This window comes from Ruegeria sp. A4 (genome assembly GCF_056543025.1).
In genome coordinates this window covers 40,283-63,987 of the sequence record NZ_JBQGAW010000011.1, presented here as the reverse complement: position 1 = coordinate 63,987, position 23,705 = coordinate 40,283, and the positions used below count along the sequence as shown (strand labels likewise).

Here is a 23,705-nt window from a genome sequence, read left to right as displayed (position 1 = left end):
GTTAAGCGCTCCAAGCGTTTTCTGCGATCTCACGCAACGTCTCGAACACATCTGGCGTGCCTGCGATCACGCGCCCGCCGTCTCGGATCATCGCATCGGCGTTCTGATCCTCGACAACACCGCCCGCTTCCGCGACCAGCAATTGCCCAGCCAGACAATCCCAAGCATTCATGTGTTCCTCGACGTAACCCAAAAGGCGTCCGGCAGCGACGTAGGCCAACGAAAGCGCTCCACTGGCATTTCTGTGAAACATCGCCCCGTGCTCGATCAGGTTCTCGATCACGGGTAAAACATGACGGCTTTCAATCCGGTTCGAGTATCCTACTGCCACAGTTCCGTCGCGCAACGGCACTCCTGAAGCGACGCGTATCGGTGATCTGTTAAGTGTCGCTGATTCTCCGCGCGTTGCGACAAATGTTTCATCCACGTTTGGATCATGGATCACGCCAATCTCCGTTTGGCCGTTGGTGACACCAGCCAGAACAATGGTCCATGCTGGAATACCGTTCACGAAATTCGTGGTTCCATCAATTGGATCAATAACCCAGTCAAAGCCACTCTCTCCCGCTACCGCGCCATGTTCTTCACCGTAAACGCCATCTTTGGGCCAAGTTTCCGCGATCTTTTGACGAATGAAAGTCTCAACGCTCCTGTCCGCCTCGCTAACCCAGTCCTGAGCGCCTTTTTGATCAACGACAAGATTGACCCGATCTGCAAAGAACTTTTTGGCCACTACCCCAGCCTGCTTGCAGATTTCGGTGGCAAAGTCTGTGCGTTCTGAAAGTCGGGACATAGGAGCTCCTTTTTCGGTTGGAGAGGCCCAGCAACACTGTAGGCCAAGCGAAGACCAGGCTCCAGACTGATCGAGTTTCAGAGCCTGTGGGGTCCTCCCTGGAAAATTAGTGAATGGTCTACACGCCATTTCGATCGGATCAATCGTTCTTGTGCACAGAGAAAGACAGCAAATGGATGATTCACCAGGGCACAGGCGTCAATCTGGCGAAGGTTGCTGAACTGGAAAGTCTAATCGAAGAAAAGGCCGCCCGATTGGCAAGCATACCTCACCAAGTGTGGGGCAGAATGTGGGGCACGAAAGGTGCCATATTTTTATTTGTTTTTTTAAAAACGCTTATACGGTTTTTTGGTGCGGGCGGTGGGACTCGAACCCACACGGGCATACGCCCTTCAGATTTTAAGTCTGATATGTCTACCATTCCATCACGCCCGCACGGCGCAGCCCCTGGGGCCGTGCAATTTCCTTACAAGCACAGCGGGATGAGAACAATGCGCTTTGACGCAGATGGGCCGGGATTTTTCGGTGGAAAGCTGCGTCTGCCGTCGCCGTCGTTCAGCGGCTGGGCCTCTCCCCTGTTTCGAGGTCACGTAACAATCGCCTTTCCGACATCATCTCTTCCTCGGCAAACCATCATGGCGCGGATTGCGCTGCACGTTCACTTTGCGCATGACCTTGGTGTCGTCTCCATTTACCACCGCTGAAAACCGATCTTCGCCCAATTACAAAGAAGACCCGACCGGTTTTTCAGCGTCGTGGAATGATCCTTTGTTGGTACTTCCATCGTTTACAAATAAAAATATTCATTTTAATGATTGCGTATGAATGGAATTTCTTTGTCCCGACGCAGCTTCCTGTTCAATGCCACGTGTCTTGCGGCACTTGGAGCTCAAGCCAGGATCGTGCAAGCAGAGCTGCGGCTCGGTCCTTCAGCCCGAATTACGACCGTGTCAGACGGATACCTGTCATTGCCACCTGATGTTGTTTTCGGAGCCATGCCCAAAGAGGAGGTCGAGCAATTTCTGACCCGCACTCAAGCGGACGCGACCAAGTACGAGCCAGAGTGCAACGTCACGCTTTATCGAGATGATGAAAACACCGTGCTGTTCGATGCTGGAGCGGGGCCGGACTTCATGCCCACATCGGGCAATCTGATGGAAACTTTTGAAGCAATCGGCTTGTCGCCCGAAAGTGTCACGCATGTGGTTTTCACCCACGCGCACCCGGATCATATCTGGGGTGTTCTGGATGATTTCGACGACCTGCTTTTCCCTAATGCGACGCACCTCATTGGACGCAAAGAATGGGATTATTGGTGGAACCCCTCAACGGTGGACACGATAGGTGAAGATCGCACCGCGTTCGCGGCCGGTGCAAAACGGCGATTGGAAGCAATCGAGGATCAGGTCGCGTTCTTCGAGGATGGTCAAGAGATACTTCCGGGCATTGCGGCACGGGCAAGCTTTGGGCACACGCCCGGTCACATGGCTTTTGAGCTTCGAAATGGGAATGAGTCCGTGATGGTCGTCGGCGACGCGCTGGGAAATCCGCACGTGGCCTTTGAGCACCCCGATTGGCACAGTGGAACGGATCAGGATCCCCAGGTCGCCGCAGCTGCGCGTTACTCACTTCTGGATCAGGTTTCCGAAGAAAAAAAGAGAATAATTGGCTTCCACTTACCGAACGGTGGAATTGGCCGCGTCGAAAAGACCGACTCGGCCTACAGATTCATTGGAGAGGCGTCATGATACGATCATTCGGGATTGCGGTTGCTTTAGTCACACCAGCTTGGGCAAGCGAGGATATTGCAGACCAGTATCCGCAAAGCGTTCTGTATTCCAAGCCGGTCGAATTCATCCCTAGCGTCTATTCCGCCATTGGCGCAACCGCTCCGCCGACCTACGAAAACTCTGGTCACAACAACAACCTGAGCTTCATCGTGACCGGTGAGGGCGTGGTCGTTGTCAACGGCGGTGCCGCCTATGTCCTTGCCGAGGCGCTTCACAAGGAAATTCAGGCGATTACGGATCAGCCGGTCACGCTTGTCTTCAACGAGAACGGTCAGGGGCACGCGATGCTTGGCAATGCCTACTGGTCGGAAATCGGGGTTCCAATCGTCGCCCATTCGGATGCAGCAGCTGAGTTCGAGGAGTATGGCCCTCAGATTCTGGAGGGAATGAAACGATACAATCAGGACAAGGCAGACGGAACTTTTCTGGCAGGCCCAACCGAGACGTTCGATGATGAATACGTGATTGAGATGGGCGACTTCCGGATCGAGGCCAAATACCTCGGACCGGCCCACAGCCCCGGCGATATCTCGATCTGGTTGCCGAACCAAAGCCTTGTCATCGCGGGTGACATGGCATTCCACGAGCGCATGCTGCCGATCTTTCAGGATACCTATACCGCGGATTGGCTGGAAACCTGGGACAACGAGTTCGAGGCTTTAAATGCCACATATGTCATACCCGGGCACGGTCATCCCACGAATATGGATCAGGTGCGCCGCTATACGCGCGACTACCTGGTGTATCTACGAACCAGGATTCAAGAACATATGGATGAGGGCGGCGATCTGACCGAAGCCTATTATGTCGATCAGTCCCCCTATGCCCATCTGGACGCGTTCGAGGAACTGGCAACCAAGAACGCCGGGCGCGTTTTCGAACAGATGGAGTTCGAGTAAGTCAGGAATGCTGCAATACCGGCAGCCGCATCAAAAACCTGTGCGTGCCTATCGCCCCAACCCACATGAAGAAAACGGCAAGCCAGGCTGTCAATGACAGGGCGGACCCGCCTGAAAGTCCGGCGCCCACGGCGCAACCTCCGGCCAGCATCGCCCCGAACCCCATGAGGACAGCTCCGACGAGGTACCGTTCCATCGGAGTGTCCGAGCCAAAACGCTCGATCCTCCACTCGCCGGAAATGATGGCAGATCCTGCTGCGCCAATGGCTACGCCCGGCACAAGACCGATACCGAAAGACAGCACCACATTTCGCTCTGCAACCAACGCCATCAGCGTGTCTGTGGCCGGGCCGGTAAACGTCACCGAAGACACGGGTACGACCTCAAAGGATGCCTGCGCGATGGAAAACGTCATGAACCAGCCAAGCGCCACTGCCCCGCCAACTCCGGCGGCTGTCACGATCTTTGCAAGCGCGACTTTCCTGTGAAGGGCAAACACGATCGACAGGACTAATCCAATTGCGGCAACGGCCGAATAGACCGATGGGGGGAACCCCGTTATTTCTGCAAGATCGCGCTCTGCACCTCCTGAGATGGTCCACAGACCGGAAATCGCTTCACGGGCCGGGCTGAGAACGCCTGTGTAGGCGGCCTGAGCCACCAAGGTCAAAATCAACCCTGTCACAAGTGCACGCAGATTGCCGCACGATGCCAATACCAGCAGGCGAGATGCACATCCGCGCGCAAGAACCATTCCGATGCCAAACATCGCCCCACCAATAACCGCACCGCTAAGGCTGCCGGTTGACGCGATCGCGCGTGCCTCGGAAAGGTCCAGCAATTCAAGCGAGACAAGCGCCTGTACCAGCGTCAGTGCCGCGGTAAAGGCGATCAGCCAAACCGCCAAGCGGGGGCCAAACTTACCTTCGGCGACTTCCACAGTCGATGCGCGCAAACAAAAATGGGACTTCTGAGCCGTCACGCCGAACAAGATACCGACCAGCACTCCGGCAAACGCCAGGGTGCCCGGGTCTCCCAGCAAATCGATGAGCCTCTCCATGGACAGAAACTCTCACTTCGTTGCGTGTGTGTCTTTGTCTTTGGTCAATTCGTCAGCGTCATTGCGCAGCCATTGGCCTGCGCGCCAATTGGCATTGCGTCCACAACTCGCCCAATGCAGACACCAGCCGGTCCACGTCTTCACAGGTGTGCACCGGCAACGGCGTAATCCGCAGACGTTCCGTTCCTTTGGGAACAGTTGGATAGTTGATAGGCTGGATGTAGATCCCATAGTCACGCATCAGCACATCCGAAATGAATCGACACTTGACCGGATCGCCGACCATGACCGGAATGATATGGCTTGGGTTCGGTGTATGGGGAATACCCAGATCGTCCAGCCTGTCCCGGACTTCGCGCACGCGCTTTTTGTGCTGTTGCCGCTCTGCATTGCTTTGCTTCAGGTGCTTCACCGAAGCCGCAGCACCTGCCGCCACGGCCGGAGGCAAAGCAGTGGTGAAAATAAATCCGCTGGCAAAAGATCGGACAAAGTCGACAAGCTCCTTCGACGCCGCGATGTACCCGCCGACCACGCCGAACGCCTTGCCCAAAGTCCCTTCAATCACGGTCAGGCGATCCATCAGGCCCTCGCGCTCGGCGATGCCCCCGCCGTGCGGACCGTACAGCCCGACCGCGTGAACCTCATCCAGATAGGTCATCGCGCCATATTGGTCCGCCAGATCACAGATCCCGGCAATCGGTGCAATATCGCCATCCATGGAATAGACGCTTTCAAATGCGATCAGCTTGGGCGCATTTGCAGGCAAGTCCGCAAGTTGCCTTTCAAGGTCTTCAAGATCGTTGTGCTTCCAGATCCGCTTTTGACACCGGCTGTGACGAATCCCCTCGATCATCGAGGCGTGGTTCAATTCGTCGGACAGAACCGTGATGCCGGGGATGCGGGACGCCAAAGTTCCCAACGCGGCCCAATTGGATACATAGCCGGACGTGAACAGCAATGCTGCGTCCTTGCCGTGAAGGTCCGCAAGTTCGTGCTCCAACAGCACATGTTCGTGCGTGGTCCCCGAGATATTCCGCGTCCCACCAGCACCTGCACCGCATTTGTCGATCGCCTCGTGCATGGCCGCAAGAACCTTGGGATGCTGTCCCATTCCAAGATAGTCGTTCGAGCACCAGACAGTGACTTGTTCGGAACCACCCCCTGCGTAACTGCGCGCCTTAGGAAACGCGCCGCACTGACGTTCGAGGTCAGCAAAAATCCGGTAGTTTCCTTCCTGTTTCAGTTGATCTAGTTGATCTCGAAAATACTGCCGGTAGTTCATTTCAATCCCCAACAGCCTCTTCCACGATTCCAGACAACAGGGTCTGGACCTTTTGCATTGGGCCGTCCGGATAGCTTCGATATCCGACCTTCACCCCGTCATCGTCCTCGGCCACGAAAATCCCGTATGGGCAATAGCCGATATTCATCGGATCAGCTTCCATCACCTCTCGCGAAATCTTTGCCGAGCAAAAAATAAAGATGTCCGCCGCCGCGAATATCTGTTTGTCGCTGCCGACATCAGCGCCCGTTCGGTTCAACATTTCGCCAACGTGGCTTACATAGTCGATGACCAACCCCTGCCCGACAATGGCGGATTCGACCGCGAAGGTGGCATCATCAAAACTTCCGTTAAAGGGGGTCGTGATGATATCCTCGGCAAGCCCTTGACTGGCAGAGACTGCAAAAAATGCGGCCGTGATGATTAAGTGCTTCATGATCTTGATCCTCCTCCTGAGCCGCAGTTTCTCAGATTGAGCTTCGGGGGCTTTGACCCGTGTCAAAACCCCCGAGAACTTCTATCCAAACATGTCCGAGGTGATACCGGCATACCAACCCAGCGACTCTTCGTATGTTGCTTTTCTCAGATCGGCATCTTCGCCGGTCTGGCTGATGAAGCCGTCCACCTTGGCGATTTTTTCCGGCGTAGCCTCGTAGGTTGCGCCAACCTTCACGCCATCATCTGTGTCGATCAGCGACCAGCATGTGTTGGAGAACTTGGCCGGGAACACCTTGGATCCGGTCAACGCGCCCCGCACGGCATTCGCGCACACTTTCGCCTGACTGTTGGCCGAGAAACCCGATTTCGGCATGTCACCCTGCTGGCTGGCATCGCCCAGGACATAGATGTCCGGATCCGCCTTGGAGGACATGTCCGCGGCGTTCACCGGCGCCCAGTTGCCTTCGGTCACTCCGGCCATTTCGGCAATGCGTCCGGCTTTCATCGCCGGGATCACGTTGCAGACGTCGACTTTGGTCTCTTCTCCGTCGATGGTCACCGTCATCGCGTCCGGGTTTACCGAGACATTGCCACCACCGAAGTCTTCACCAATCCAGTCGACCATGCCTTCGTAATGGTTTGCCCAGCCTTCCTGGAACAATGCCATCTTCGAAAACTTCGGCTTCGGATCCGCCACGATGATTTTCGCGGTGGGATTGTTTGCTTTCAGAACATGCGCAACCATCGAGACCCTCTCATAGGGTCCGGGCGGGCAGCGGTACGGGTTCGGTGGTGCAACCATCGCAAAAGTACCGCCTTCGGGCATCGCCATGATCTGAGCTTTCAGAAGCTCTGTCTGCGAGCCGGCCTTGTACGCATGCGGCATCTTGTTTTGCGCCGAGACGTCCCAGCCTTCAACAGCCCCGTCGACAAAATCGATACCCGGGCTGAGGATCAGTTTGTCATACGGGACCGAGCCCCCCCCGGCCAAGGATACAGTCTTGGCATCGCGGTCAACACCGATGGCCCAATCGTGGACCACGTTTATCCCATAGTCGGCAGCAAGCGTTCCATAGCTGTGCGCGATATCTGAAAGTTCCTGGAACCCTCCAAGATACAGGTTCGAGAAGAAGCAGGTGTAGTAAGTCCGCGACGGCTCGATCAGCGTCACGTCGATCTCACCTTTGCTGTCCTTCGCAATGTAACGGGCAGCCGTAGCGCCGCCTGCACCGCCGCCGACAACAACGACCCGGGGCTTGCCCTGAGCCAGAACCATCGGCGCAGATAATCCGGCTGCCGCCACCCCGGCGGCTCCTAGAAATGTACGTCTATTGAGTGTCATCGCGTTTCCTCCCCTTAGGCACAATTACTCTGGGTTATTGAAATATGCGGCCAACGCCGCAATCTCGTCGTTGCTCAGCCTTCCGGCGATCATTTGCATAACCGGGTGTGGCCGCTTTTTGTCCTTGTATGCGTGCATGGCGACGACAAAATCCTCGTCGGGCCAATACACGATCGACGGGATACCCTCGTCACTTCCTTCGATCTGATGGCACGTCGTGCATTCGCTGCTGAGATATGCGCCGTATTCGGGGTCTCCCTGAATCGCCAGGATCGCTGGATCGACGGAATGGTCCGTGCCTTTCGCGGTTGGGTCCGCTTCGGGAATATCCCGAGGGTTGTCTGAAAACCCCCGCAAATAGGCAATCACATTGGCCCGGTCTTCCGGGTCTTTCAGACCGCGAAAGCTCATCCTTGTGCCCGAGGCGAATGCACGAGGATTTTCGATATAGGCTGACAGAGTGTCAGCGTGCCATTCCAAACCCGAATTTCCCGCGCGCATAAGGCTTTTGGAATAATTGAAATCATCGAGACCTGCGGCCTTGCGCCCAAAGACACCATTCAGATGCGGACCGATTTTGTTTTCAGCGCCTTCGCCAACCTGATGGCAGCCTTTGCATTTGGCGAACACTGTTTTCCCGGCCTCGGCATCACCAAGGTCTTCGGTTGCGTAGGTCGATGTGGCGAAAGCCGCCACAACCGCCGCGCACGCCAGTATTTCCGACCACCGCATGATCAGCTTCCGAACGATTTGAGGTAGACAATCACGGCCTCAACGTCGTCTGGCTTCCTGAGCCCCGCAAAAGACATTCGCGTGCCCTTCATGTAATCCTTGGGTTTCGTCAGGAAGGCCGCCATTTCCTCATCCGTCCAGACTAGGCCGGCCTCGGCTGCGGCTTTCATCGCCTTGGAGTATTTGAACCCCTCGACCGATCCTGCATTGGCCCCGACAATCCCGTTCAACGCCGGCCCGGTGCCGTGCTTTGCACCTTCACCCACCTGATGGCAGGCTTTGCACTTCTTGAAGACTTTCGCTCCGGCGGCAACCAGTTCCGTTGCTTCGTCGGTCTCTTCGGCCTCTTGAACGGCTGGCTCCGCAGCGGCTTCTTCCTCGGGCTTGGGTGCCGCTGCCGGAATGAACGACGGGCCGTCCGCAGTGAATGTCGGCAACCCCTCAACGGTGGCATCATTCATCACCGAGTTCGACCCACCTTCGGGCGGCGTCTCGACCAGAAAAACGGAACGCATCGTGACAGCAGCCTCTGCCTTGCAGTTTTCCATGCAAGGCTCTTTGCGCCATTCGGCGTACTCGGTCTCGGGTCGTGTATCGACGACAAAACCGTCCTTATTGTACATCTCGAATTCGACGAAGTTTTCGTTGCTCAGTTCGAAATCGTCATCCACCAAATCATTGGAATACAGGATGTAGGCAACAATCGCATAGGTCTCATCCGCGGTCAAAGTGCCCGCCTCGCCAAATGGCATGGATCGGGAAATGTAATCCCAGGCAGTAGACAAATGCGGCCAGTAGGACCCGACGGTCTTCACGGGATCTTCGTTTGCAAGCGTATCGAACCCACCGGCAAGAACGGGCCAGTTGTCCACACCTTCGGCAAACTCTCCGTGACATGAGGCGCAGCGGTCGGCAAACACTTCTTCCCCGGTCCAAACGTCGCCCGATCCGACAGGCAAGCCCCGCCCGTCCGGCAAAACGTCAACGTCCCAGGCCGCGATCTCTTCCTCCAGCGCAGGCCGTCCAAGCCCATAGGTGCCCTCGCGGCTGGGCGCAGGTGCGGTCAGGTTCGCGCCATTCGCGACCCGTTCCGCCGCGGCGGCCTGAATTTCCTGGACTTCGAGCTCAAGCTGGGCTGCTCGTTCGGCTTCTGCCTTCGCTTTTTCCTGTGCGGCTGCTGCGTGGGCCTCGACCTGGCCAATCCGGGTTTCCAAAGTTTCGATCTTCGATTGGCCGAAGTTTCGGTTGGCGAACACCAACGCCCCCGCAAGCACCAACGCTGTGCCGCCGAATACGGGCAGGAAAACATGACTAAGAGACTTCGACATTCTCGGCGATCCCCTCTGCGCTTACGTACCACGTCTGGATACAGTTGTTGTGATAGACCGAGTTTTCGCCGCGCTTTTCGCGCAGCTGGTCTTTGGTTGGCTGCACATAGCCGGTCTCATCCATTGCTCGGGCCTGTAGGAGCATGGGTGCCCCGTCCCAATTCGTGTCGAGATAGAAACGTGTCAAAGCCTTGGTGTCGCCCTGCTTGCCAAGGCGTGCCGTTTCCCACGTGATGCCGCCGTCCTTGGATACATCGACACGGGTAATCTGTCCGTGACCTGACCATGCAAGCCCTGAAATCACCAGCGGCCCGGGCCCATGTTTGATCGGCATTTGCGGGCTGGGCGAGGTTATGACGGATTTCGCATCCATCACCCAAGTCCATTTCTGGGCCGTGCCATCGGCATAGACATCGGTGTATTTCGACGTTTCTTCGCGGCTTTCGACCGCCCTGTCGACGACCTCGATCCGGCGCAGCCATTTGACCCACATGTTGCCTTCCCAGCCTGGCACGACCAGGCGCACAGGATAGCCATGTTCCATCCGCAGGGCCTCGCCATTTGCCTTGAAGGCCACCAACACATCATCCAGCGCTTTTTCCATCGGAATGGAGCGGCCATTGGACGACGCGTCCGCGCCCTCGACATAGACCCATTTGTCGGGCGAGATATCGGCGCCGGCCTCTTGCAACAGCGTGCGCAGCGGAACACCGGTGTATTCCATGTTGTGGATCATACCATGGGTGAATTGCACACCGTTGAGCTGCGCGCCCGCCCACTCCATCCCGGTATTCGCCGCGCATTCGCAGAAATACACGTGGTTTTCGCGCGGGAAACGTTCGATGTCGTCATACGTAAAGACAAGCGGGCGATCGACCAGCCCGTTGATCATCAGCCGATAGTCTTCCTTGCGCAGCTCGATTGCGCCCGAGTGGTGCCGTTCAAAGGCGCAGCCCTGGGGTGTGATGGTACCATCAAGCGCGTGGATCGGCGTGAAGTTGATCGACGAAATCGGAGAGGCGGTCAGCCATTCCACATTGCGGCGCACGACATGGGATTCATAGCTGATCGGCATGCCATAGGGTGTCTCGTCAACGCCTGCACCCGTGTACGATGCCCAATCCTGAAGCTCTGTTATCAGGGGGTCGGGCTTTTCTGCCACTGCCGCACCTGCAACTGATCCCGCGGCGACCGCGGCACTGCCTTTCAGGAAAGCCCGGCGGGACGGTTTGAACGCGTCATCCATATCTCTAAGGTCTCCATCTGTTTCTTAGGCGCCGACGACATCGACGCTGGTGTTCTCTTGCACCGTTACGGTTCCAAGGTTGCGAATGTGGTTTTCGACGACACCCCAGATCGGCGGACCCTCGGTGCCTTCGTTGACGCTGGCCCAGCCGGCCACGACATAGGTTTTCGACGGATCAATCGCCTCACCCGTCTTCAGCAGGGTCATCTCGCTGATCCGCTGCCCTTGCGGCTTGGTTACGTCGATGCGGTAGCCCAGCCCACCGACACGGACCATGTCGCCGCCCTGCTGGTAGTAAGGATCAGGGTTGAACAGGTTGTCGCCAACATCCTCGAGGATCACATGGATGAACTCACCCGTCATTTCCGTGCGATAGGCATTCGGATATGACATCGAGGTGACATTCCAGATATCCTCACGCGTGATCTCCTGCCCCGGCAGGATCGACGGCCCCCAACGAACACCGGGGGACATGGCAATGTCTGCCTCACGTTCTTTGAGCAGGGCGTCACAGATCAGGTCATCCCAGGTTCCGTTGAAATTGCCGCGACGATAGAGCAGCGAGTCCGCTCTGCCGATCACTTCGCTGAGCGTCGCCTCATAGGGCGCGCGCTGCTCATCTATCAGGGCGGTGATCGCAGGATCCGGAGCGATAACATCAGAGAAGATCGGGATCAGCTTGTGCTTCAACCCCATCAACTGCCCATCCCGCACATCCAGATCCACGCGGCTGACGAATTTGCCGTTCGAGCCTGACGCGATGATATGCGTTTTGCCCACCAGAACCGGCTCGGGCAGCGCATCATGGGTGTGGCCACTGAGGATCACGTCGATCCCCTGCACCCGACCGGCCATTTTCTTGTCCACGTCAAAGCCGTTATGGCTGAGGACGACGACGACATCGGCACCGGCATCGCGAACCTCGTCGATCATTGCCTGCATGTTCTCATCCCGAATGCCGAAAGAGTATTCAGGGAACATCCAACCCGGGTTCGCAATTGGCATGTAAGGGAACGCCTGCCCGATCACGGCAACCTTTGCTCCGCCCCGGTCAAAGAACTTGTAGGGCTTGAACAATTCCGCGGGTTCATCCCATTCGGCATCAAAAATGTTCTGACCCAAAGCGGCAAAGGGCAGCCCTTCGACGATTTCGTTAACTCTGTCGCTGCCCAGCGTGAACTCCCAATGAAAGGTCATTGCATCAGGTTTCAGCGCGTTCATGACATTGACCATGTCCTGACCAGCCGTCTGGTAACAGGTGTAAGACCCGTGCCAGGTATCACCGCCATCCAAAAGCAGGGCATCGGGCCGGTCCGCACGGATGGCATTGATCACCGTCGAGACCCGGTCCAAACCACCGACCCGACCGTAGGTCTTTGCCAGGGCCGCAAAGTCGTCGTATGTCAGCGCATAGGCGGACGGGCTGCCATCCTCGATCCCGTAGGCCTTGCGGAATGCGGCCCCCGTGACGTGCGGCATCTGCCCTTTCGCCTCGCCGATACCCAGGTTTATCTCGGGTTCACGGAAGTAAATCGGTTTGAGTTGCGCGTGGATGTCAGTGACATGGATCAGGCTGATATTGCCAAAGGTCTCAAACTCCAGCAGCTGATCCTGCGTCAGACTTTGCTGCGCGGAAAGCCTGGCCCAATTGCCAAACCCGGACGCTCCGTACAGAGCCGATGCCGCCATTGAAACCTGCAAGAAGTCACGTCGAGAAATCATCTTTCGGCTTTCCTGTTACACATATTAATGTGTGAATGTTATGCTCTTGAAAAACCCGCGTCGGACATCGCCCACGCGGGTCGTTCGTTATTGGCGCACGGCCGGGGTTTCGACTGAAAGCCCGTTGCCACGCGAGGCAACATAAAGCTCCAGCGCACGGAATTCGTCTGAACCTTCGGCAAAGGTTTCCGCCCGCGTATCACGAATACAACCGCGGAAACGATTGTGTCGCGAAATCAGCTTGGCCTGTTTCAAGCGATACGTCGGGAACCCGTTGATCATTCCCTGGCTCAGGTGATCTGCCCGGATCATATTGCCCCAATTGTCTTCATGACAGTTGGCACAGCTCAGCTCAAGCTGGCCATAGCGCGTATAGTACATTTCCTTGCCCTGTTCCCAATACGGGGCGGCATCACCGTCGATGGCAACGTTCATGGGCATCCCGCGTGACTGTAGTCCGATCAAAGCGACCATGCCCTGCATATCGCCACCGGACCATTTCCAGGCATCGGCCTCCATGTGCTCGGTCCGGCACGCGTTGATCAGATCTTCCATGACCACCAGCTTGCCGGTTTCGGCATCAACCTTCGGCATGGAAGCCTGCAATCCCTTGAAGCTTTCCACCCCGTCGTGGCACGAGGCACAGCTTTTGCCGGCAGCCCCATCGACCGTCTCAAAAAGGTCGGCAGCCTTGTCGACGAAGATCATCGCCGGATTGTCGAAATCATCAATCTGAAGGGCCTGGGTTTCATCCGTACGGAAATGCCAACCGGAATAGATCGTGTCCAGGTTTTCCAAATGCGCCGACGCTTCGGTGACCGAGGTCATGTCCAGCTCGTCATTGATCACAAGATTGTCTTCGTCAGGTCCGGCCATTGCTGCCACTGGGAAAACCAGAACTGCTGCGATCGCCGTTAATGCCTTTGTATTCATTACGTTCCTCCCTTGGTGGACCAGCGCCAAACGTCATGCCCGGCGCTGATCTGCCTTAGTGGTCGAGCCGTCAGGCGATCTCGATCGATTTCTTCTCGTCGTATACAGAGCCGTCGTCATCGTACCAGGTAAACACGAACTCACCTGCCTCGGGCACGGTTGCCTCAAACTGGAAATACGGGTTGGTTGAGATTGCCGGCTCCATCGTCACATCGATCACCATTTCGCCGTTAAACTCACAGGTGAAACGGTTGATGATCGACCGAGGTATGACGTTGCCTTCTTTGTCCTTGCGCTGTCCGCTTTCCATCTTGTGGCTGATCAATGTCTTGATCGTGACGGTTTCGCCAGCTGCGGCTTTCTTGGGAACCTTGACGCGGGGTTTCACACCGGATGCCATTGGTTAGTCTCCTGTTCTTCGAGGCGCGCGTGGCTATCAGCCGCCGCAGCCGCCGATTGTCACTTTTACGGTCGCGGATGCCTTGGCAAAGCTGCCATCTGCCATCTTCGCCACGGCAATGACATCCTGCGTTCCGGCAAGGCGGATACGGGTTGAAGCGGCCTGTTCAGCGGCCAGTGGGCCAAAGTTGAACGTTGCGACGCCCGGTTCGGGGTTGCCTGCTGCAACGATCAGAATCGATGCTGCACCTGGGGCGCTTACTTCGATCGGTACGGTGTTTCCGTTTTCGGCGATTTCAGGTGCCGTCAGTGTAACACCGCCGTCAGCCAAGTCCGCCCCACCGGTAAACGCGGCAATCGCATCCTCAGCGGCCGCATTTGCGCGAAACGGCATCATTGTCAGGAACGCGGCGCCCAGCCCAAGGGCCAGAGTTTCGCGGCGAGAGAGTTCCATTTTCAATCTCCTTTGAATCTTCGAAAAATCACGCTGGACAAGCGTGACTATTCCTCTTTCAGGGTTGCAAGAAACGCGACCACGTCTTCGATTTCCTGCGCTGTCAGGATCGACGTCAGAGGCTCGGTCGGGGCTTTGCCGGTATAGGCGTCGCCCGGGCGGATATAGCCGTCATCCTTGTAGAATGCCGGCATCACCGTGCCTTCAAACGTCATTTTCGCGTTTGCAACCAATCCGCGAAGCTCGGCCTCGGACCAACGATCACCGGCACCATCCAGCGCCGGGCCAACCTCGCCATGGAACGGAATATCGGCCAAAGCCGAGACCGCATGGCAGGCCACGCAATTGCCTTTAGACTTGTCGCCAACGATCAACGCACCATTTGCCGCATCACCGGCCGCGCCGGTCAAAGACACCTCTACGGCACCATTTTCGTCATAGGTTACGTTTTTCGGGTCGGTATCCGCGGCAAACGCGGCACCCCCTGTCATTGCGCAGACCAATGTTAAGAGTCTCAGCTTCATGATCCCTCCCATTTGCTAACACGCCGACGGCGCTTTGCGACCCAAAGCATTTGTGTACCGTAGTCGACGAGGGCGGTTTGTCGCAACATTAAATTCATTACAATGAATTTTTTTATTTATATCCCCCAGCCTCAGTCATGCGAAACATTGTTTCGCTCCTGAATGCGCCGTGCGTGGTAGCGCTGAAAATCTTCACCATTTTCAAGTTCGTACCGCTTTTCAAAGACCCAGGTGAACAGATCCAAGGTTGTTCCTTTCGAAAACGCCCCCGGCATGACTGCAACCGCTGCATCAATGGCGGTGGCGTCCTCGGGAACCTCTTCCGGCAGAAATACAAGGGTCGGCGTAAACAGAATCCCCCATTTGCGCATCAGCGCTCTTTGCTCGCTCTCTTCCCCGTCAAAGTCGGTGGCCGTGGTGCTTCCGTGCAGATCCAGTTGGACGACAAAGAAGTTCTCTTCAATGTACGCCGCCAGGTCGGGCTGGGGGAAAACTTCTTCGTGCATTTTCTTGCAATAGATGCAGCCCTGTTGCTCGATAAACAAAACCAGGCGCTTGCCTTCATCTGACGCCTCGTCAAGATCCTCGCGAAGGTCTTTGAACGTGTCGCGCATCCACGGTGTTTTGTGCAACCCGTCGTCGCCAAGCTCGGCGGCGGAAACCGCCACGCCCACTAAGCACGCCATCAAAACTGACAATGTTCGCTTCATGTTGTCCTCCCGTTTTATCCGATGGCTGCAAGCCAGGGCATATGGTCCAGCATCCATTGGGCCACGCGATTGATCGAGTTGGTTGCGATCAGAACGCCGAACAGAATCAACAGACAGCCCATGGCCTTCTCGATCAGGGGCAAGTGCTTTCTGAACCGCGCCATCCACTGCATAAAGGGGCGCACCAAAAAAGCCGCCAGAACAAAGGGGGCGGTCATTCCCACCCCGTAAACGAATAAAAGCATCGCACCGCGCCAAGCCGTCTCGGTTCCGGCCGCCGTAAACAGGATTGCAGCAAGCACGGGCCCGACACAGGGCGTCCAGCCAAAAGCAAATGCCAGTCCCAGAACATACGCACCAATTAGGCTCGGGTTTGATGTTTCACCGACATCTGCCCGAAACTGGCGATACAGGAACCCGATGCGAATCAGCCCCAGGAAATGCAAGCCCATCGCCATGATGATGGCCGCGGCAATCCAACGAAGGATATCGAAGTATTCGCGGATCATTTGACCGAATATCGAAGCCGTGGCCCCAAGCGCCATAAATATCGTTATGATCCCTGCTGCAAAAGCGATTGCAGAAAGCGTTGCCCTGCGGCGAACGTTGCCGGAAATGACTGAACTGGCAGAAATCTGCTCCATCCCGACACCCGCCAGGTAACTGAGGTAAAACGGCACAATCGGCAGGATGCACGGGGACAGAAATGACAACAGCCCTGCGACCAAAGCCCCTGCAAATGTGATGTCGAGCATGGTCAAACCCGTCCTGGCACGCTATCATTCATACATTCAAAGTAATAAAGATATAACGCTGCGGTCAATCGGAGCTTGAGATGCGCCACCTTTTCCTGCTTGTGCTTGCGGTCACGTTGCTTGTTTCGCCCCTGGCTTTGCGGGCGGAAATGACGCTTTTGATGGCCGAAGAAGATGGGTGCATGTGGTGCGCCCGATGGGATTCCGAAATCTCGGGGATCTACCCGAAAACACAGGAAGGAGTTGCCGCCCCGCTTCAGCGTGTCGACATCCATGAAACCCTGCCGGATGGGATCACCCTGAAACGACCTCTCTACTACACGCCGACCTTTGTTTTGCTGGACAACGGCCATGAAATCGGCCGGATCGAAGGCTACCCCGGCGAAGACTTTTTCTGGGGGTTGTTGGGCGTGATGCTGCGTGACGCAGGGGTACAGGTTGAGACCTCTGGCTAATCGGCGGCAAATTACATAAACTGTTTTGAATGCGTGAAGCTGAGAAAGCGAGGCGATCCTTTTGGACAAACCATCGAAACTGCCGGTGTTCACAAAGGACATGTGTGCGGAAGATCTGGACCGAATGATGGAGAATGCCCAGACGGCATCAAACTTCCTGAAGGCCATCAGCCACGAGGGGCGTCTGATGATCTTGTGCTATCTGTCATCGGGTGAAAAGTCCGTCACCCAAATGGAAGAGATGCTGTCGGCGAGACAGGCCGCCGTATCCCAACAATTATCCCGACTGCGCTTTGAAGGCTTGGTCAAAACACGGCGCGAGGGTAAGACAATTTATTACAGATTGGCTGATGATCGTTCGACGCAAATTCTGGAAGTCGTTTACGATCTTTTCTGCCGGGAGACGTAGAAGCCGGTCAAGACGCCGCCAGCTTTGGGAGGAGACTGGCAATGTTCGAAGCATTGGGAGACGCAAATGCCGTTGCTCTGATCGGTTTGATTGGGGGCATCGCATTGGGGTTGGCTGCACGCATCGGTCGCTTTTGCACGTTGGGTGCAATCGAAGACTTCCTTTACGCAGGCGATGACCGGCGACTTCGCATGTGGGCGGTTGCGATTGGCGTAGCGATTGTTGGAAGCCATGCCGCCATGGCGTTCGGGTGGCTTGACCCTGTAGGAACACGCTACCTTGCCCAGACCTGGAACCCGATCGGTTCGATCGTGGGCGGCCTCATGTTCGGTTATGGAATGGCCATCAGCGGGAACTGCGGCTATGGGGCGCTGGCAAGGTTGGGAGGCGGCGACCTTCGATCCTTCGTCATCGTCCTGATCATGGGCCTTTCGGCGTATGTGGTAATGTCCGGCCCCCTGGCATATCTGCGGGTTTGGCTGTTTCCAGTAGAAATGGATATCAGCGCGCCCCAAAGCGTCAGCTTTCTTGCTGAACGGTTGACCTCTGTTCCGGCGTGGCTCGTCGGTTCTGCCGTCGGTGTCGTTTTGGTGGTCTTCGCTTTGGCGAACCAGCAGTTCCGCCGTACGCCAGCGCAAGTGTTCTGGGGATCTGTGGTTGGACTGGCGATCGTCTCGGGCTGGCTTGGCACAAACTGGGTAACAACCCACGGTTTTGACGGTGAGCCGGTGCAAACGCATACCTTCGCGGCACCCTTGGGTGACACGATATTCTACTTGATGACAGCGTCCGGAAACACTTTGTCTTTTGCCGTCGGATCAGTCTCGGGCGTTCTGATCGGCGCGTTTTTGGGGTCCTGGTCAAAGGGTCATTTTCGCTGGGAAGCCTGCGAAGATCCGCGCGAATTGAAACGGCAGATGCTGGGCGCGGCGATCATGGGCCCCGGAGCGATCATCGCAGTCGGTTGCAGCGTCGGACAAGGCATATCTGCCTTCTCACTTCTGGCATACAGCGCGCCCGTGACATTCGCCGCGATCTTTGCGGGCGCGGCGCTGGGACTGAGACAGCTCGTGTCCGGACTGTCCTTCATTACCGAGCGCTGAGTTCTTAACGCCACCATGCCTTATGCCAAAAAGGTGTCGGTCGCGCTGATCAGCCCCACTTGAATGGTCAGGCTTTGTTGTTTGATGCATGACCGGCCTTTTGGTTGATCTAAAGGATGGTTTGCGGCGCTCGCACCCGCAATGCCGCAGGGTCGGTCGAGAATTCTGCACAGCCCAATCGCATGCGTCACTCCGCAAAAGGCGGAACAGGAATCTTCAACGATCTTCAATGCCAAAAGAACCCAGCCTTTGAGCCGCAAGCCTTCAGGCAATCACGAGGCAGGTCTTGCCTCGGATAAACTATCAAAAAAGGCAACAAGGTCTTCAGCAACCGCAGCTTCGGCTTTCTGACACATTGAATATCCGCCTGTGTAAAACAGATCTGGTCGTCGACAAGGACCCTGCAAACCCACAAGGCAACTGAGGCAAAAGTTATCACCGGACAGCCAGCCAAGTCTGCGATTTTTGAAATCTCTGCCCTGTCTGGCTGTACATGTTGCAGTCTTGGCCAGTGACACGCTGTTCGGGCTGAAGCTTTCGTCAGCCCGAATGAATTAGCGCTTTTGCCAAGAACCGGCCTTAGTTCATGCCCAAGGCTTCTTTGTACATCTCGATGACAGCCTCTTGCTCGGCAATATCATCCTTATCTCTTTTTCTGAGAGAAATGATGCTGCGAAGAGCCTTCACGTCGTAGCCGCGCGATTTACTCTCTGCGTACACTTCCTTAATTTGATCCGCGATGTCTTTCTTTTCCAATTCCAGGCGCTCGATACGCTCAACAAATTGGCGCAACTCCCCTGAGGTGACCTTGTAACTTGCTTCTGCTTCTTCCGACATGCTCATCCAATTCTTCCCAATTCTGGATCATCACCGCTAAGAGAATACAGTTCATACCACCTGTATTCGCCTCAAGCTTTGGTTGCTACACACAAAACAGTTTTCGAGAGGCAGAAGCAACGACGTGCCCGGGCCTCGGCCATGGCTTTTTTCCGTTGTTCCACCAAGTTGTATTCACCGCATCCAGCCCCTCAAACCGTTCGATGAACTGGCACGACTCATCGGCAGTTACGCGACAGTTGGCGGCAGTCTGATCTTTGATGATGCCTTCCATACGCGTCCGTCCCAAGGGCTGAAATCTGATGCAGGAAGCCGGATACAATGCCGCCGCCCGGGTCGCAAGCACCCAATCCCACCCAATCCCCGAGCGCACTTGTACGGCATGATCCGATCCGGTAAGCGCGGGGGTAGTTCACGAAGAGATGTAGGGCACCATGTTCGAATTCATCACTTGGGGCGGCGCAGCCCTTTCTCTGACCGGCCTCGCCGGCCTGATCTGGTGCATTCTTCGCGTGATGAAAGCGCGCAAGGCGGGTCTGTCAGACGACGAACTGCGCGCGACCGTTCAGGGCGTTTTGCCCTGGAACTTGGCGTCTTTGTTCCTGTCCGTCCTTGGATTGATGCTGGTCATCCTCGGGATATCCTTTGGATGACCACTTGTTTCAAATCGGCAAGTTGTCGAACTGCGCTTCCATAGCGTCTTCGCACAGGGCTGCATCCAGACGCCGCAGGCGGGACGGCACCTGCATCCCCTGCTGTCGCATACGGTCGACAACCTTGCTCACACTCGGCTGAAGCGCCAAACGCGTATCAAGGCACGCATTTCTGAGCTCTTGTTCAAGCCGTTCTGCTTCGGAATAAAGACTTGTCGATGTCATAATACCCTCCCAAGTGTCGCCAGTATCCCAGATATAGGTAACGGGAATAAGACCCGCTGATATTAACCTGAAATTGTGCGGGATATTGCCCAACACATTCGCGTTTTCGGCAATCCGGCGCGGATGGGCTAAAGTTTAAGCTGATTTAATCGTGAATGCCTTGACGCGCATCAAACACAGGTTCGATGTTGCATCACATTCCATTTTACATATATGATAATGACAACCGATACGGAGGAAATCATGACACCCGCAGTGAAAGCGTTTTTTGACGATCAAACCTTCACGGTGTCCTACGTTGTTCATGAACCGCAAGGGCGTGCCTGCGCCATCATCGACAGTGTTCTGGATTTCGATCATGCTTCGGGGCGCACAGAGACAAAATCGGCTGACGCAATCATCGACTTTGTGCGCGCGCACGATCTAAAGGTCGAATGGATTCTGGAAAGCCACGTTCACGCCGATCACCTGTCTGCGGCCCCCTACCTGCAACAGGAACTGGGCGGCAAAATCGGAATTGGCGCTCAGATCGTCACCGTACAGGACACGTTCGGTAAAGTCTTCAATGAAGGAACCGAGTTCCAGCGCGATGGTAGCCAGTTCGACGCCTTGTTCTCGGAGGGGGACAGTTTTCACATTGGGCAGATGCGCGGCGATGTTCTTCATACCCCGGGCCATACCCCGGCCTGCCTGACCTATGTGATAGGCGACGCCGCCTTTGTAGGCGACACGCTGTTCATGCCGGATTTCGGCACGGCCCGCTGCGATTTTCCCGGAGGCTCCTCAGCCACGTTGTTTGAATCGATCCAGAAAATCCTGTCGCTGCCGGACGAAACGCGCATTTTTGTCGGGCACGACTACAAAGCGCCGGGCCGCGATGAATACGCCTGGGAAACGACAGTAGGTGAACAGAAAGCGCTGAACGTCCATATCGGACAAGGACGCAGCATCGAAGAATTCGTGGAAATGCGTGACGCAAGGGACGCCACCCTTGCCATGCCGCGCCTGATCCTGCCCTCTTTGCAGGTCAACATGCGGGCGGGGCAAATGCCGCCTGCCGATGAGCAAGGCGATGTATTCCTGAAGCTGCCGGTGAACAAAATCTGACGCAAGTCAAGTCAAAAAAAAAAGGATAATCCCACATGAACATCGAGTGGATCTGGGGGTTGTGCGGTGGCCTGCTGATTGGCCTGGGCGGAGCCGTTTACCTGCTTGGAAATGGCAGGGTCATGGGGGCAAGTGGTATTTTGGGTGGCCTTGTCGACGGTGAGGCCCGCGATACCAAAGCCGAACGCCTGGCCTTCATCGCCGGGTTGATCGGTATGCCGCTTCTGCTGCGGCCACTGATCGCCCCCGAGGCCCAAACGCATCTCACCAGCAATCTGGGCCTTGTTGTTGTGGCCGGGCTTCTGGTCGGTGTGGGAACGCGTATCGCCAATGGCTGCACGTCGGGTCACGGGGTGTGTGGCATCTCGCGATTTTCTCTGCGCGGCATCGTGGCCACCGTATTCTATATCCTTGCCGGCGGAATGACCCTCGTCCTGCTGCGCCATGTTTGGGGGTTGATCTGATGCGCCTTTTGATTGCTTTGCTCGCAGGATCCCTGTTCGGTGCCGGATTGTTGGTTTCGGGCATGACGGACACGACCAAGGTTCAGGGCTGGCTGGATGTTTTCGGAAACTGGGACCCGACCCTGGCCTTTGTGATGGGCGGCGCCATCCTGCCGATGCTTGTGGCCTGGAGGCTGACCACTGGGCGCAAGGCCTTGACCGGATGCGATTTTCCACCTCCTCCGAGGTCCGAGGTTGATCGCAGGCTCATCATTGGTTCCGTCCTGTTCGGAATGGGCTGGGGCTTGGCCGGGCTTTGCCCGGGACCGGCGATGGCCTCGCTGACATATGGTGGTTTGGGTGGTCTGGTCTTCCTGATCGCGATGGTTGCAGGCATGTTCATCGCGCCAACGCTGGGAGCGCAACTGGACAGAGCCGCAAACGCGGCCTAAGGATTTGGCATGGAGATTCGACCGATCACGCCCCGCTATGCTGTCTCACCGCAGATCACGGTAGAAGACGTCCCGGCAATTGCCGAGGCAGGCTTCGTCAAGGTGATCTGCAACCGGCCCGATGTTGAGGTTCCCGCGATCATGCAATCCGACGCGATCGGTGAAGCCGTCCGTGCGGCAGGCATGGAATACGAGGTGTTGGAACTGACTCACCAGACCATGACGCCCGAGATTGCAAAGCAGCAGCGTGACCTGGCAGAAAGCTGCGATGGCCCGGTTCTGGCTTATTGCGCCTCGGGCACTCGGTGTTCGGTGGTCTGGGCCCTTGGTCAATGCGACCGAATGAGCACGGACGACATTCTGGCCGCCACGACAAATGCCGGGTATCAACTGGAAAACCTGCGCCCTGCCCTGGAACACTTCCGCAGCCAGGCAGACTAGACCCTATTCCTCCGTGCCGGGATTCGTGTCGGCCGCGTCAAGGCCAGCCAATTGCGAAATCTCTGCGACCATGCGTTCGGAATCGTTCAGTGACAGATCGTTGTCCGTGAGGTCCAAACCCGCGTCCTCTATTTCCGGAGGCATGACATCCACCGCGCCGGAAACCGGTTCGACCAGGCCATCGTGCGGCTGCATTCTCCCTCGGCTTTCGATGAACTCCTGCGCGTCGTCCCCCGACAAGGCGGGCAGGGTCGAATGTTCGTTCAACCGAACGGCGCGCAACCCACCACATTGACCGAGGCGGCCAATGCCCGTTGGCTTTCGGTCGATGGTCAAAATCTCAGTTCTGTCCAGGCGCGCCCCGCGCAATGGCAAGACACATCCAGGTTGAATCTCTGACAGATCGGACAGTGGCAGCGACATCCGGCACAAGACGGCGTTCAGTTCCGCCCGAACAACACCCGATGCCTGCTCAAGCCGGGGTCCGGCCGGGTCCGTGACCTCCTCTGCCTTTTCCGGCGTGGCAGGATGCTCTGGAAGAAAGATCGAGATCTGTCCCTGCTGCGCCCCGCCGGCCAGATCAACCGTCAGATCGAAGACGCGGTATTCATCTTCAGTCATGGCCAACGACAAGCCGCGCGAATCTTTCGTACGTGCCGCGAACTCGTACCCCGTCAGGCAGACCTGCTCGGCCGCGGCGTCTATTGAGCCGGCGGTCAAGGTCAGAGCGGTTTCGATAAATGGCGCCACCATCGCGGCGTCCGTATCCGTAAAGGCCCTTGGATCGGGATCACCGGGCAGTACTTCACCGATGGTCTGGGTTTGCACAATGGCGGACACCACATGCGGGCTCAGGCAAATCCCTGCGCGCCCCTCGGGCCCGTCAAACACCAGCATAAGCCAATCCTGAGCGACTGATTCCACCATGTCATCCTGCGTGCGGCTGACCTGTTTTGCCCCGATGACAGCCAAGGGAAGGTTCAATCGATCACTTGCCGCCCGCGCAAACCCCAAGCGCAGCGCCCGCAGAACCGAACGCGGGCGATCGCCCAGATCTTTTCGTCCAACAGACAGTTTGCGCGCCAAAGCAGCGCTGACGGTTTGTGACATGGCGCCCGATCACCAGTTGTTTCAATAACTGGCTATTGGTTTACCCTGCCGAGCGTTACGAAG

General features: G+C 56.6%; 29 protein-coding genes and 1 tRNA gene. 10 read left to right on the top strand and 20 right to left on the bottom strand.

The window, feature by feature from the left end:
• Nucleotide 1: 1 nt before the first annotated feature.
• Both ACR0E2_RS19340 and ACR0E2_RS19335 read right to left on the bottom strand, forming a co-directional pair.
• Nucleotides 2–793: an inositol monophosphatase family protein gene (locus ACR0E2_RS19340; protein WP_480447574.1), complete on the bottom strand. Its 792-nt coding sequence runs from the start codon at nt 791–793 to the stop codon at nt 2–4.
• A gap of 349 nt (nt 794–1,142) precedes the next feature.
• Nucleotides 1,143–1,228, bottom strand: a tRNA-Leu gene (locus tag ACR0E2_RS19335).
• Between the two features lie 386 nt (nt 1,229–1,614).
• Between ACR0E2_RS19335 and ACR0E2_RS19330 the strand changes: the two genes are divergently transcribed.
• Together ACR0E2_RS19330 and ACR0E2_RS19325 are read left to right on the top strand one after the other, a co-directional pair.
• Nucleotides 1,615–2,541, top strand: a complete 927-nt coding sequence (locus tag ACR0E2_RS19330) for an MBL fold metallo-hydrolase (protein ID WP_480447573.1) — start codon at nt 1,615–1,617, stop codon at nt 2,539–2,541.
• Nucleotides 2,538–3,482 carry an MBL fold metallo-hydrolase gene (locus ACR0E2_RS19325; protein ID WP_480447571.1) on the top strand — a complete coding sequence of 315 codons (945 nt, stop codon included), beginning with the start codon at nt 2,538–2,540 and terminating at the stop codon, nt 3,480–3,482. The genes ACR0E2_RS19330 and ACR0E2_RS19325 overlap by 4 nt, the downstream gene beginning before the upstream one ends.
• A 1-nt stretch (nt 3,483) precedes the next feature.
• Here the strand turns inward: ACR0E2_RS19325 and ACR0E2_RS19320 are convergent, their stop codons facing one another.
• The 14 genes from ACR0E2_RS19320 to ACR0E2_RS19255 all read right to left on the bottom strand — a co-directional run bounded on the left by ACR0E2_RS19320 (nt 3,484) and on the right by ACR0E2_RS19255 (nt 16,407).
• Nucleotides 3,484–4,542: a YeeE/YedE family protein gene (locus ACR0E2_RS19320; RefSeq protein ID WP_480447570.1), complete on the bottom strand. Its 1,059-nt coding sequence runs from the start codon at nt 4,540–4,542 to the stop codon at nt 3,484–3,486.
• Nucleotides 4,543–4,600: 58 nt separating this feature from the next.
• Entirely contained in the window at nt 4,601–5,824 is a 1,224-nt protein-coding gene (gene hemA, locus ACR0E2_RS19315; RefSeq protein WP_480447569.1) for a 5-aminolevulinate synthase, read from the bottom strand.
• A 1-nt stretch (nt 5,825) separates the two neighbouring features.
• Nucleotides 5,826–6,260 (bottom strand): DUF302 domain-containing protein, encoded by a 435-nt coding sequence (locus ACR0E2_RS19310; protein WP_480447568.1) that lies wholly within the window; start codon nt 6,258–6,260, stop codon nt 5,826–5,828.
• 81 nt (nt 6,261–6,341) lie between these two features.
• Entirely contained in the window at nt 6,342–7,604 is a 1,263-nt protein-coding gene (locus ACR0E2_RS19305; RefSeq protein WP_480447567.1) for an FCSD flavin-binding domain-containing protein, read from the bottom strand.
• Between the two features lie 24 nt (nt 7,605–7,628).
• Entirely contained in the window at nt 7,629–8,336 is a 708-nt protein-coding gene (locus ACR0E2_RS19300) for a c-type cytochrome (RefSeq protein WP_480447566.1), read from the bottom strand.
• A 2-nt stretch (nt 8,337–8,338) separates the two neighbouring features.
• Complete coding sequence (locus ACR0E2_RS19295) at nt 8,339–9,664, bottom strand: c-type cytochrome (protein ID WP_480447565.1); 1,326 nt, start codon at nt 9,662–9,664, stop codon at nt 8,339–8,341.
• Entirely contained in the window at nt 9,648–10,910 is a 1,263-nt protein-coding gene (gene soxC / locus ACR0E2_RS19290; protein WP_480447564.1) for a sulfite dehydrogenase, read from the bottom strand. Before soxC ends, ACR0E2_RS19295 begins: the two co-directional genes overlap by 17 nt.
• A 24-nt stretch (nt 10,911–10,934) precedes the next feature.
• Complete coding sequence (soxB, locus tag ACR0E2_RS19285; RefSeq protein ID WP_480447563.1) at nt 10,935–12,632, bottom strand: thiosulfohydrolase SoxB; 1,698 nt, start codon at nt 12,630–12,632, stop codon at nt 10,935–10,937.
• A gap of 87 nt (nt 12,633–12,719) precedes the next feature.
• The gene (soxA, locus tag ACR0E2_RS19280) at nt 12,720–13,565 is read right to left on the bottom strand and encodes a sulfur oxidation c-type cytochrome SoxA (RefSeq protein WP_480447562.1); all 846 of its coding nucleotides are present in this window, start codon (nt 13,563–13,565) and stop codon (nt 12,720–12,722) included.
• A gap of 70 nt (nt 13,566–13,635) precedes the next feature.
• Nucleotides 13,636–13,965: a thiosulfate oxidation carrier complex protein SoxZ gene (gene soxZ, locus ACR0E2_RS19275; protein ID WP_152457371.1), complete on the bottom strand. Its 330-nt coding sequence runs from the start codon at nt 13,963–13,965 to the stop codon at nt 13,636–13,638.
• A gap of 36 nt (nt 13,966–14,001) precedes the next feature.
• Nucleotides 14,002–14,418, bottom strand: coding sequence for a thiosulfate oxidation carrier protein SoxY (gene soxY, locus ACR0E2_RS19270; RefSeq protein WP_480447561.1), 417 nt, complete (start codon nt 14,416–14,418; stop codon nt 14,002–14,004).
• Between the two features lie 47 nt (nt 14,419–14,465).
• Entirely contained in the window at nt 14,466–14,942 is a 477-nt protein-coding gene (gene soxX, locus ACR0E2_RS19265) for a sulfur oxidation c-type cytochrome SoxX (protein WP_480447560.1), read from the bottom strand.
• 131 nt (nt 14,943–15,073) lie between these two features.
• Entirely contained in the window at nt 15,074–15,652 is a 579-nt protein-coding gene (locus ACR0E2_RS19260; RefSeq protein WP_480447559.1) for a thioredoxin family protein, read from the bottom strand.
• Nucleotides 15,653–15,666: 14 nt separating this feature from the next.
• Nucleotides 15,667–16,407, bottom strand: coding sequence for a cytochrome c biogenesis CcdA family protein (locus ACR0E2_RS19255; protein WP_171229669.1), 741 nt, complete (start codon nt 16,405–16,407; stop codon nt 15,667–15,669).
• 80 nt (nt 16,408–16,487) lie between these two features.
• Between ACR0E2_RS19255 and ACR0E2_RS19250 the strand changes: the two genes are divergently transcribed.
• The 3 genes from ACR0E2_RS19250 (at nt 16,488) to ACR0E2_RS19240 (ending at nt 18,374) form a co-directional block, all read left to right on the top strand.
• Nucleotides 16,488–16,862, top strand: coding sequence for a hypothetical protein (locus tag ACR0E2_RS19250; RefSeq protein ID WP_480447558.1), 375 nt, complete (start codon nt 16,488–16,490; stop codon nt 16,860–16,862).
• A gap of 100 nt (nt 16,863–16,962) precedes the next feature.
• Nucleotides 16,963–17,271: an ArsR/SmtB family transcription factor gene (locus ACR0E2_RS19245; RefSeq protein ID WP_152459831.1), complete on the top strand. Its 309-nt coding sequence runs from the start codon at nt 16,963–16,965 to the stop codon at nt 17,269–17,271.
• A gap of 41 nt (nt 17,272–17,312) precedes the next feature.
• Complete coding sequence (locus tag ACR0E2_RS19240; protein WP_480447557.1) at nt 17,313–18,374, top strand: YeeE/YedE family protein; 1,062 nt, start codon at nt 17,313–17,315, stop codon at nt 18,372–18,374.
• Nucleotides 18,375–18,394: 20 nt separating this feature from the next.
• Here ACR0E2_RS19240 and ACR0E2_RS19235 read toward each other — a convergent pair whose 3' ends face one another.
• Nucleotides 18,395–18,646, bottom strand: a complete 252-nt coding sequence (locus ACR0E2_RS19235; protein WP_480447556.1) for a hypothetical protein — start codon at nt 18,644–18,646, stop codon at nt 18,395–18,397.
• A 307-nt stretch (nt 18,647–18,953) separates the two neighbouring features.
• Nucleotides 18,954–19,217, bottom strand: a complete 264-nt coding sequence (locus tag ACR0E2_RS19230; protein WP_152457363.1) for a DUF2312 domain-containing protein — start codon at nt 19,215–19,217, stop codon at nt 18,954–18,956.
• 428 nt (nt 19,218–19,645) lie between these two features.
• Here ACR0E2_RS19230 and ACR0E2_RS19225 point away from each other — a divergent pair, with 428 nt between their 5' ends.
• Nucleotides 19,646–19,864, top strand: a complete 219-nt coding sequence (locus tag ACR0E2_RS19225; RefSeq protein ID WP_171117671.1) for a hypothetical protein — start codon at nt 19,646–19,648, stop codon at nt 19,862–19,864.
• 9 nt (nt 19,865–19,873) lie between these two features.
• On the opposite strand, the gene ACR0E2_RS19220 is transcribed toward ACR0E2_RS19225, so the two are convergent.
• Nucleotides 19,874–20,089, bottom strand: coding sequence for a hypothetical protein (locus ACR0E2_RS19220; RefSeq protein ID WP_152457361.1), 216 nt, complete (start codon nt 20,087–20,089; stop codon nt 19,874–19,876).
• 243 nt (nt 20,090–20,332) lie between these two features.
• Here ACR0E2_RS19220 and ACR0E2_RS19215 point away from each other — a divergent pair, with 243 nt between their 5' ends.
• The 4 genes from ACR0E2_RS19215 to ACR0E2_RS19200 are packed head-to-tail and all read left to right on the top strand — an operon-like array spanning nt 20,333 to nt 22,532.
• Nucleotides 20,333–21,196: an MBL fold metallo-hydrolase gene (locus ACR0E2_RS19215; RefSeq protein WP_152457360.1), complete on the top strand. Its 864-nt coding sequence runs from the start codon at nt 20,333–20,335 to the stop codon at nt 21,194–21,196.
• 35 nt (nt 21,197–21,231) lie between these two features.
• Complete coding sequence (locus ACR0E2_RS19210; protein WP_480447555.1) at nt 21,232–21,660, top strand: YeeE/YedE family protein; 429 nt, start codon at nt 21,232–21,234, stop codon at nt 21,658–21,660.
• Complete coding sequence (locus ACR0E2_RS19205) at nt 21,660–22,091, top strand: DUF6691 family protein (protein ID WP_171229665.1); 432 nt, start codon at nt 21,660–21,662, stop codon at nt 22,089–22,091. Before ACR0E2_RS19210 ends, ACR0E2_RS19205 begins: the two co-directional genes overlap by 1 nt.
• Nucleotides 22,092–22,100: 9 nt before the next feature.
• The gene (locus tag ACR0E2_RS19200; RefSeq protein ID WP_480447554.1) at nt 22,101–22,532 is read left to right on the top strand and encodes a protein tyrosine phosphatase family protein; all 432 of its coding nucleotides are present in this window, start codon (nt 22,101–22,103) and stop codon (nt 22,530–22,532) included.
• A gap of 3 nt (nt 22,533–22,535) precedes the next feature.
• Here ACR0E2_RS19200 and ACR0E2_RS19195 read toward each other — a convergent pair whose 3' ends face one another.
• Entirely contained in the window at nt 22,536–23,642 is a 1,107-nt protein-coding gene (locus ACR0E2_RS19195) for a FliM/FliN family flagellar motor switch protein (protein ID WP_480447553.1), read from the bottom strand.
• Nucleotides 23,643–23,705: the final 63 nt, after the last annotated feature.

Bases quoted from the DNA above. Each gene is read 5' to 3' on its own strand.
- ACR0E2_RS19340 (WP_480447574.1), bottom strand. From the start codon at position 793: ATGTCCCGACTTTCAGAACGCACAGACTTTGCCACCGAAATCTGCAAG.
- ACR0E2_RS19330 (WP_480447573.1), top strand. From the start codon at position 1,615: ATGAATGGAATTTCTTTGTCCCGACGCAGCTTCCTGTTCAATGCCACG.
- ACR0E2_RS19325 (WP_480447571.1), top strand. From the start codon at position 2,538: ATGATACGATCATTCGGGATTGCGGTTGCTTTAGTCACACCAGCTTGG.
- ACR0E2_RS19320 (WP_480447570.1), bottom strand. From the start codon at position 4,542: ATGGAGAGGCTCATCGATTTGCTGGGAGACCCGGGCACCCTGGCGTTT.
- hemA (WP_480447569.1), bottom strand. From the start codon at position 5,824: ATGAACTACCGGCAGTATTTTCGAGATCAACTAGATCAACTGAAACAG.
- ACR0E2_RS19310 (WP_480447568.1), bottom strand. From the start codon at position 6,260: ATGAAGCACTTAATCATCACGGCCGCATTTTTTGCAGTCTCTGCCAGT.
- ACR0E2_RS19305 (WP_480447567.1), bottom strand. From the start codon at position 7,604: ATGACACTCAATAGACGTACATTTCTAGGAGCCGCCGGGGTGGCGGCA.
- ACR0E2_RS19300 (WP_480447566.1), bottom strand. From the start codon at position 8,336: ATGCGGTGGTCGGAAATACTGGCGTGCGCGGCGGTTGTGGCGGCTTTC.
- ACR0E2_RS19295 (WP_480447565.1), bottom strand. From the start codon at position 9,664: ATGTCGAAGTCTCTTAGTCATGTTTTCCTGCCCGTATTCGGCGGCACA.
- soxC (WP_480447564.1), bottom strand. From the start codon at position 10,910: ATGGATGACGCGTTCAAACCGTCCCGCCGGGCTTTCCTGAAAGGCAGT.
- soxB (WP_480447563.1), bottom strand. From the start codon at position 12,632: ATGATTTCTCGACGTGACTTCTTGCAGGTTTCAATGGCGGCATCGGCT.
- soxA (WP_480447562.1), bottom strand. From the start codon at position 13,565: ATGAATACAAAGGCATTAACGGCGATCGCAGCAGTTCTGGTTTTCCCA.
- soxZ (WP_152457371.1), bottom strand. From the start codon at position 13,965: ATGGCATCCGGTGTGAAACCCCGCGTCAAGGTTCCCAAGAAAGCCGCA.
- soxY (WP_480447561.1), bottom strand. From the start codon at position 14,418: ATGGAACTCTCTCGCCGCGAAACTCTGGCCCTTGGGCTGGGCGCCGCG.
- soxX (WP_480447560.1), bottom strand. From the start codon at position 14,942: ATGAAGCTGAGACTCTTAACATTGGTCTGCGCAATGACAGGGGGTGCC.
- ACR0E2_RS19260 (WP_480447559.1), bottom strand. From the start codon at position 15,652: ATGAAGCGAACATTGTCAGTTTTGATGGCGTGCTTAGTGGGCGTGGCG.
- ACR0E2_RS19255 (WP_171229669.1), bottom strand. From the start codon at position 16,407: ATGCTCGACATCACATTTGCAGGGGCTTTGGTCGCAGGGCTGTTGTCA.
- ACR0E2_RS19250 (WP_480447558.1), top strand. From the start codon at position 16,488: ATGCGCCACCTTTTCCTGCTTGTGCTTGCGGTCACGTTGCTTGTTTCG.
- ACR0E2_RS19245 (WP_152459831.1), top strand. From the start codon at position 16,963: ATGTGTGCGGAAGATCTGGACCGAATGATGGAGAATGCCCAGACGGCA.
- ACR0E2_RS19240 (WP_480447557.1), top strand. From the start codon at position 17,313: ATGTTCGAAGCATTGGGAGACGCAAATGCCGTTGCTCTGATCGGTTTG.
- ACR0E2_RS19230 (WP_152457363.1), bottom strand. From the start codon at position 19,217: ATGAGCATGTCGGAAGAAGCAGAAGCAAGTTACAAGGTCACCTCAGGG.
- ACR0E2_RS19225 (WP_171117671.1), top strand. From the start codon at position 19,646: ATGTTCGAATTCATCACTTGGGGCGGCGCAGCCCTTTCTCTGACCGGC.
- ACR0E2_RS19220 (WP_152457361.1), bottom strand. From the start codon at position 20,089: ATGACATCGACAAGTCTTTATTCCGAAGCAGAACGGCTTGAACAAGAG.
- ACR0E2_RS19215 (WP_152457360.1), top strand. From the start codon at position 20,333: ATGACACCCGCAGTGAAAGCGTTTTTTGACGATCAAACCTTCACGGTG.
- ACR0E2_RS19210 (WP_480447555.1), top strand. From the start codon at position 21,232: ATGAACATCGAGTGGATCTGGGGGTTGTGCGGTGGCCTGCTGATTGGC.
- ACR0E2_RS19205 (WP_171229665.1), top strand. From the start codon at position 21,660: ATGCGCCTTTTGATTGCTTTGCTCGCAGGATCCCTGTTCGGTGCCGGA.
- ACR0E2_RS19200 (WP_480447554.1), top strand. From the start codon at position 22,101: ATGGAGATTCGACCGATCACGCCCCGCTATGCTGTCTCACCGCAGATC.
- ACR0E2_RS19195 (WP_480447553.1), bottom strand. From the start codon at position 23,642: ATGTCACAAACCGTCAGCGCTGCTTTGGCGCGCAAACTGTCTGTTGGA.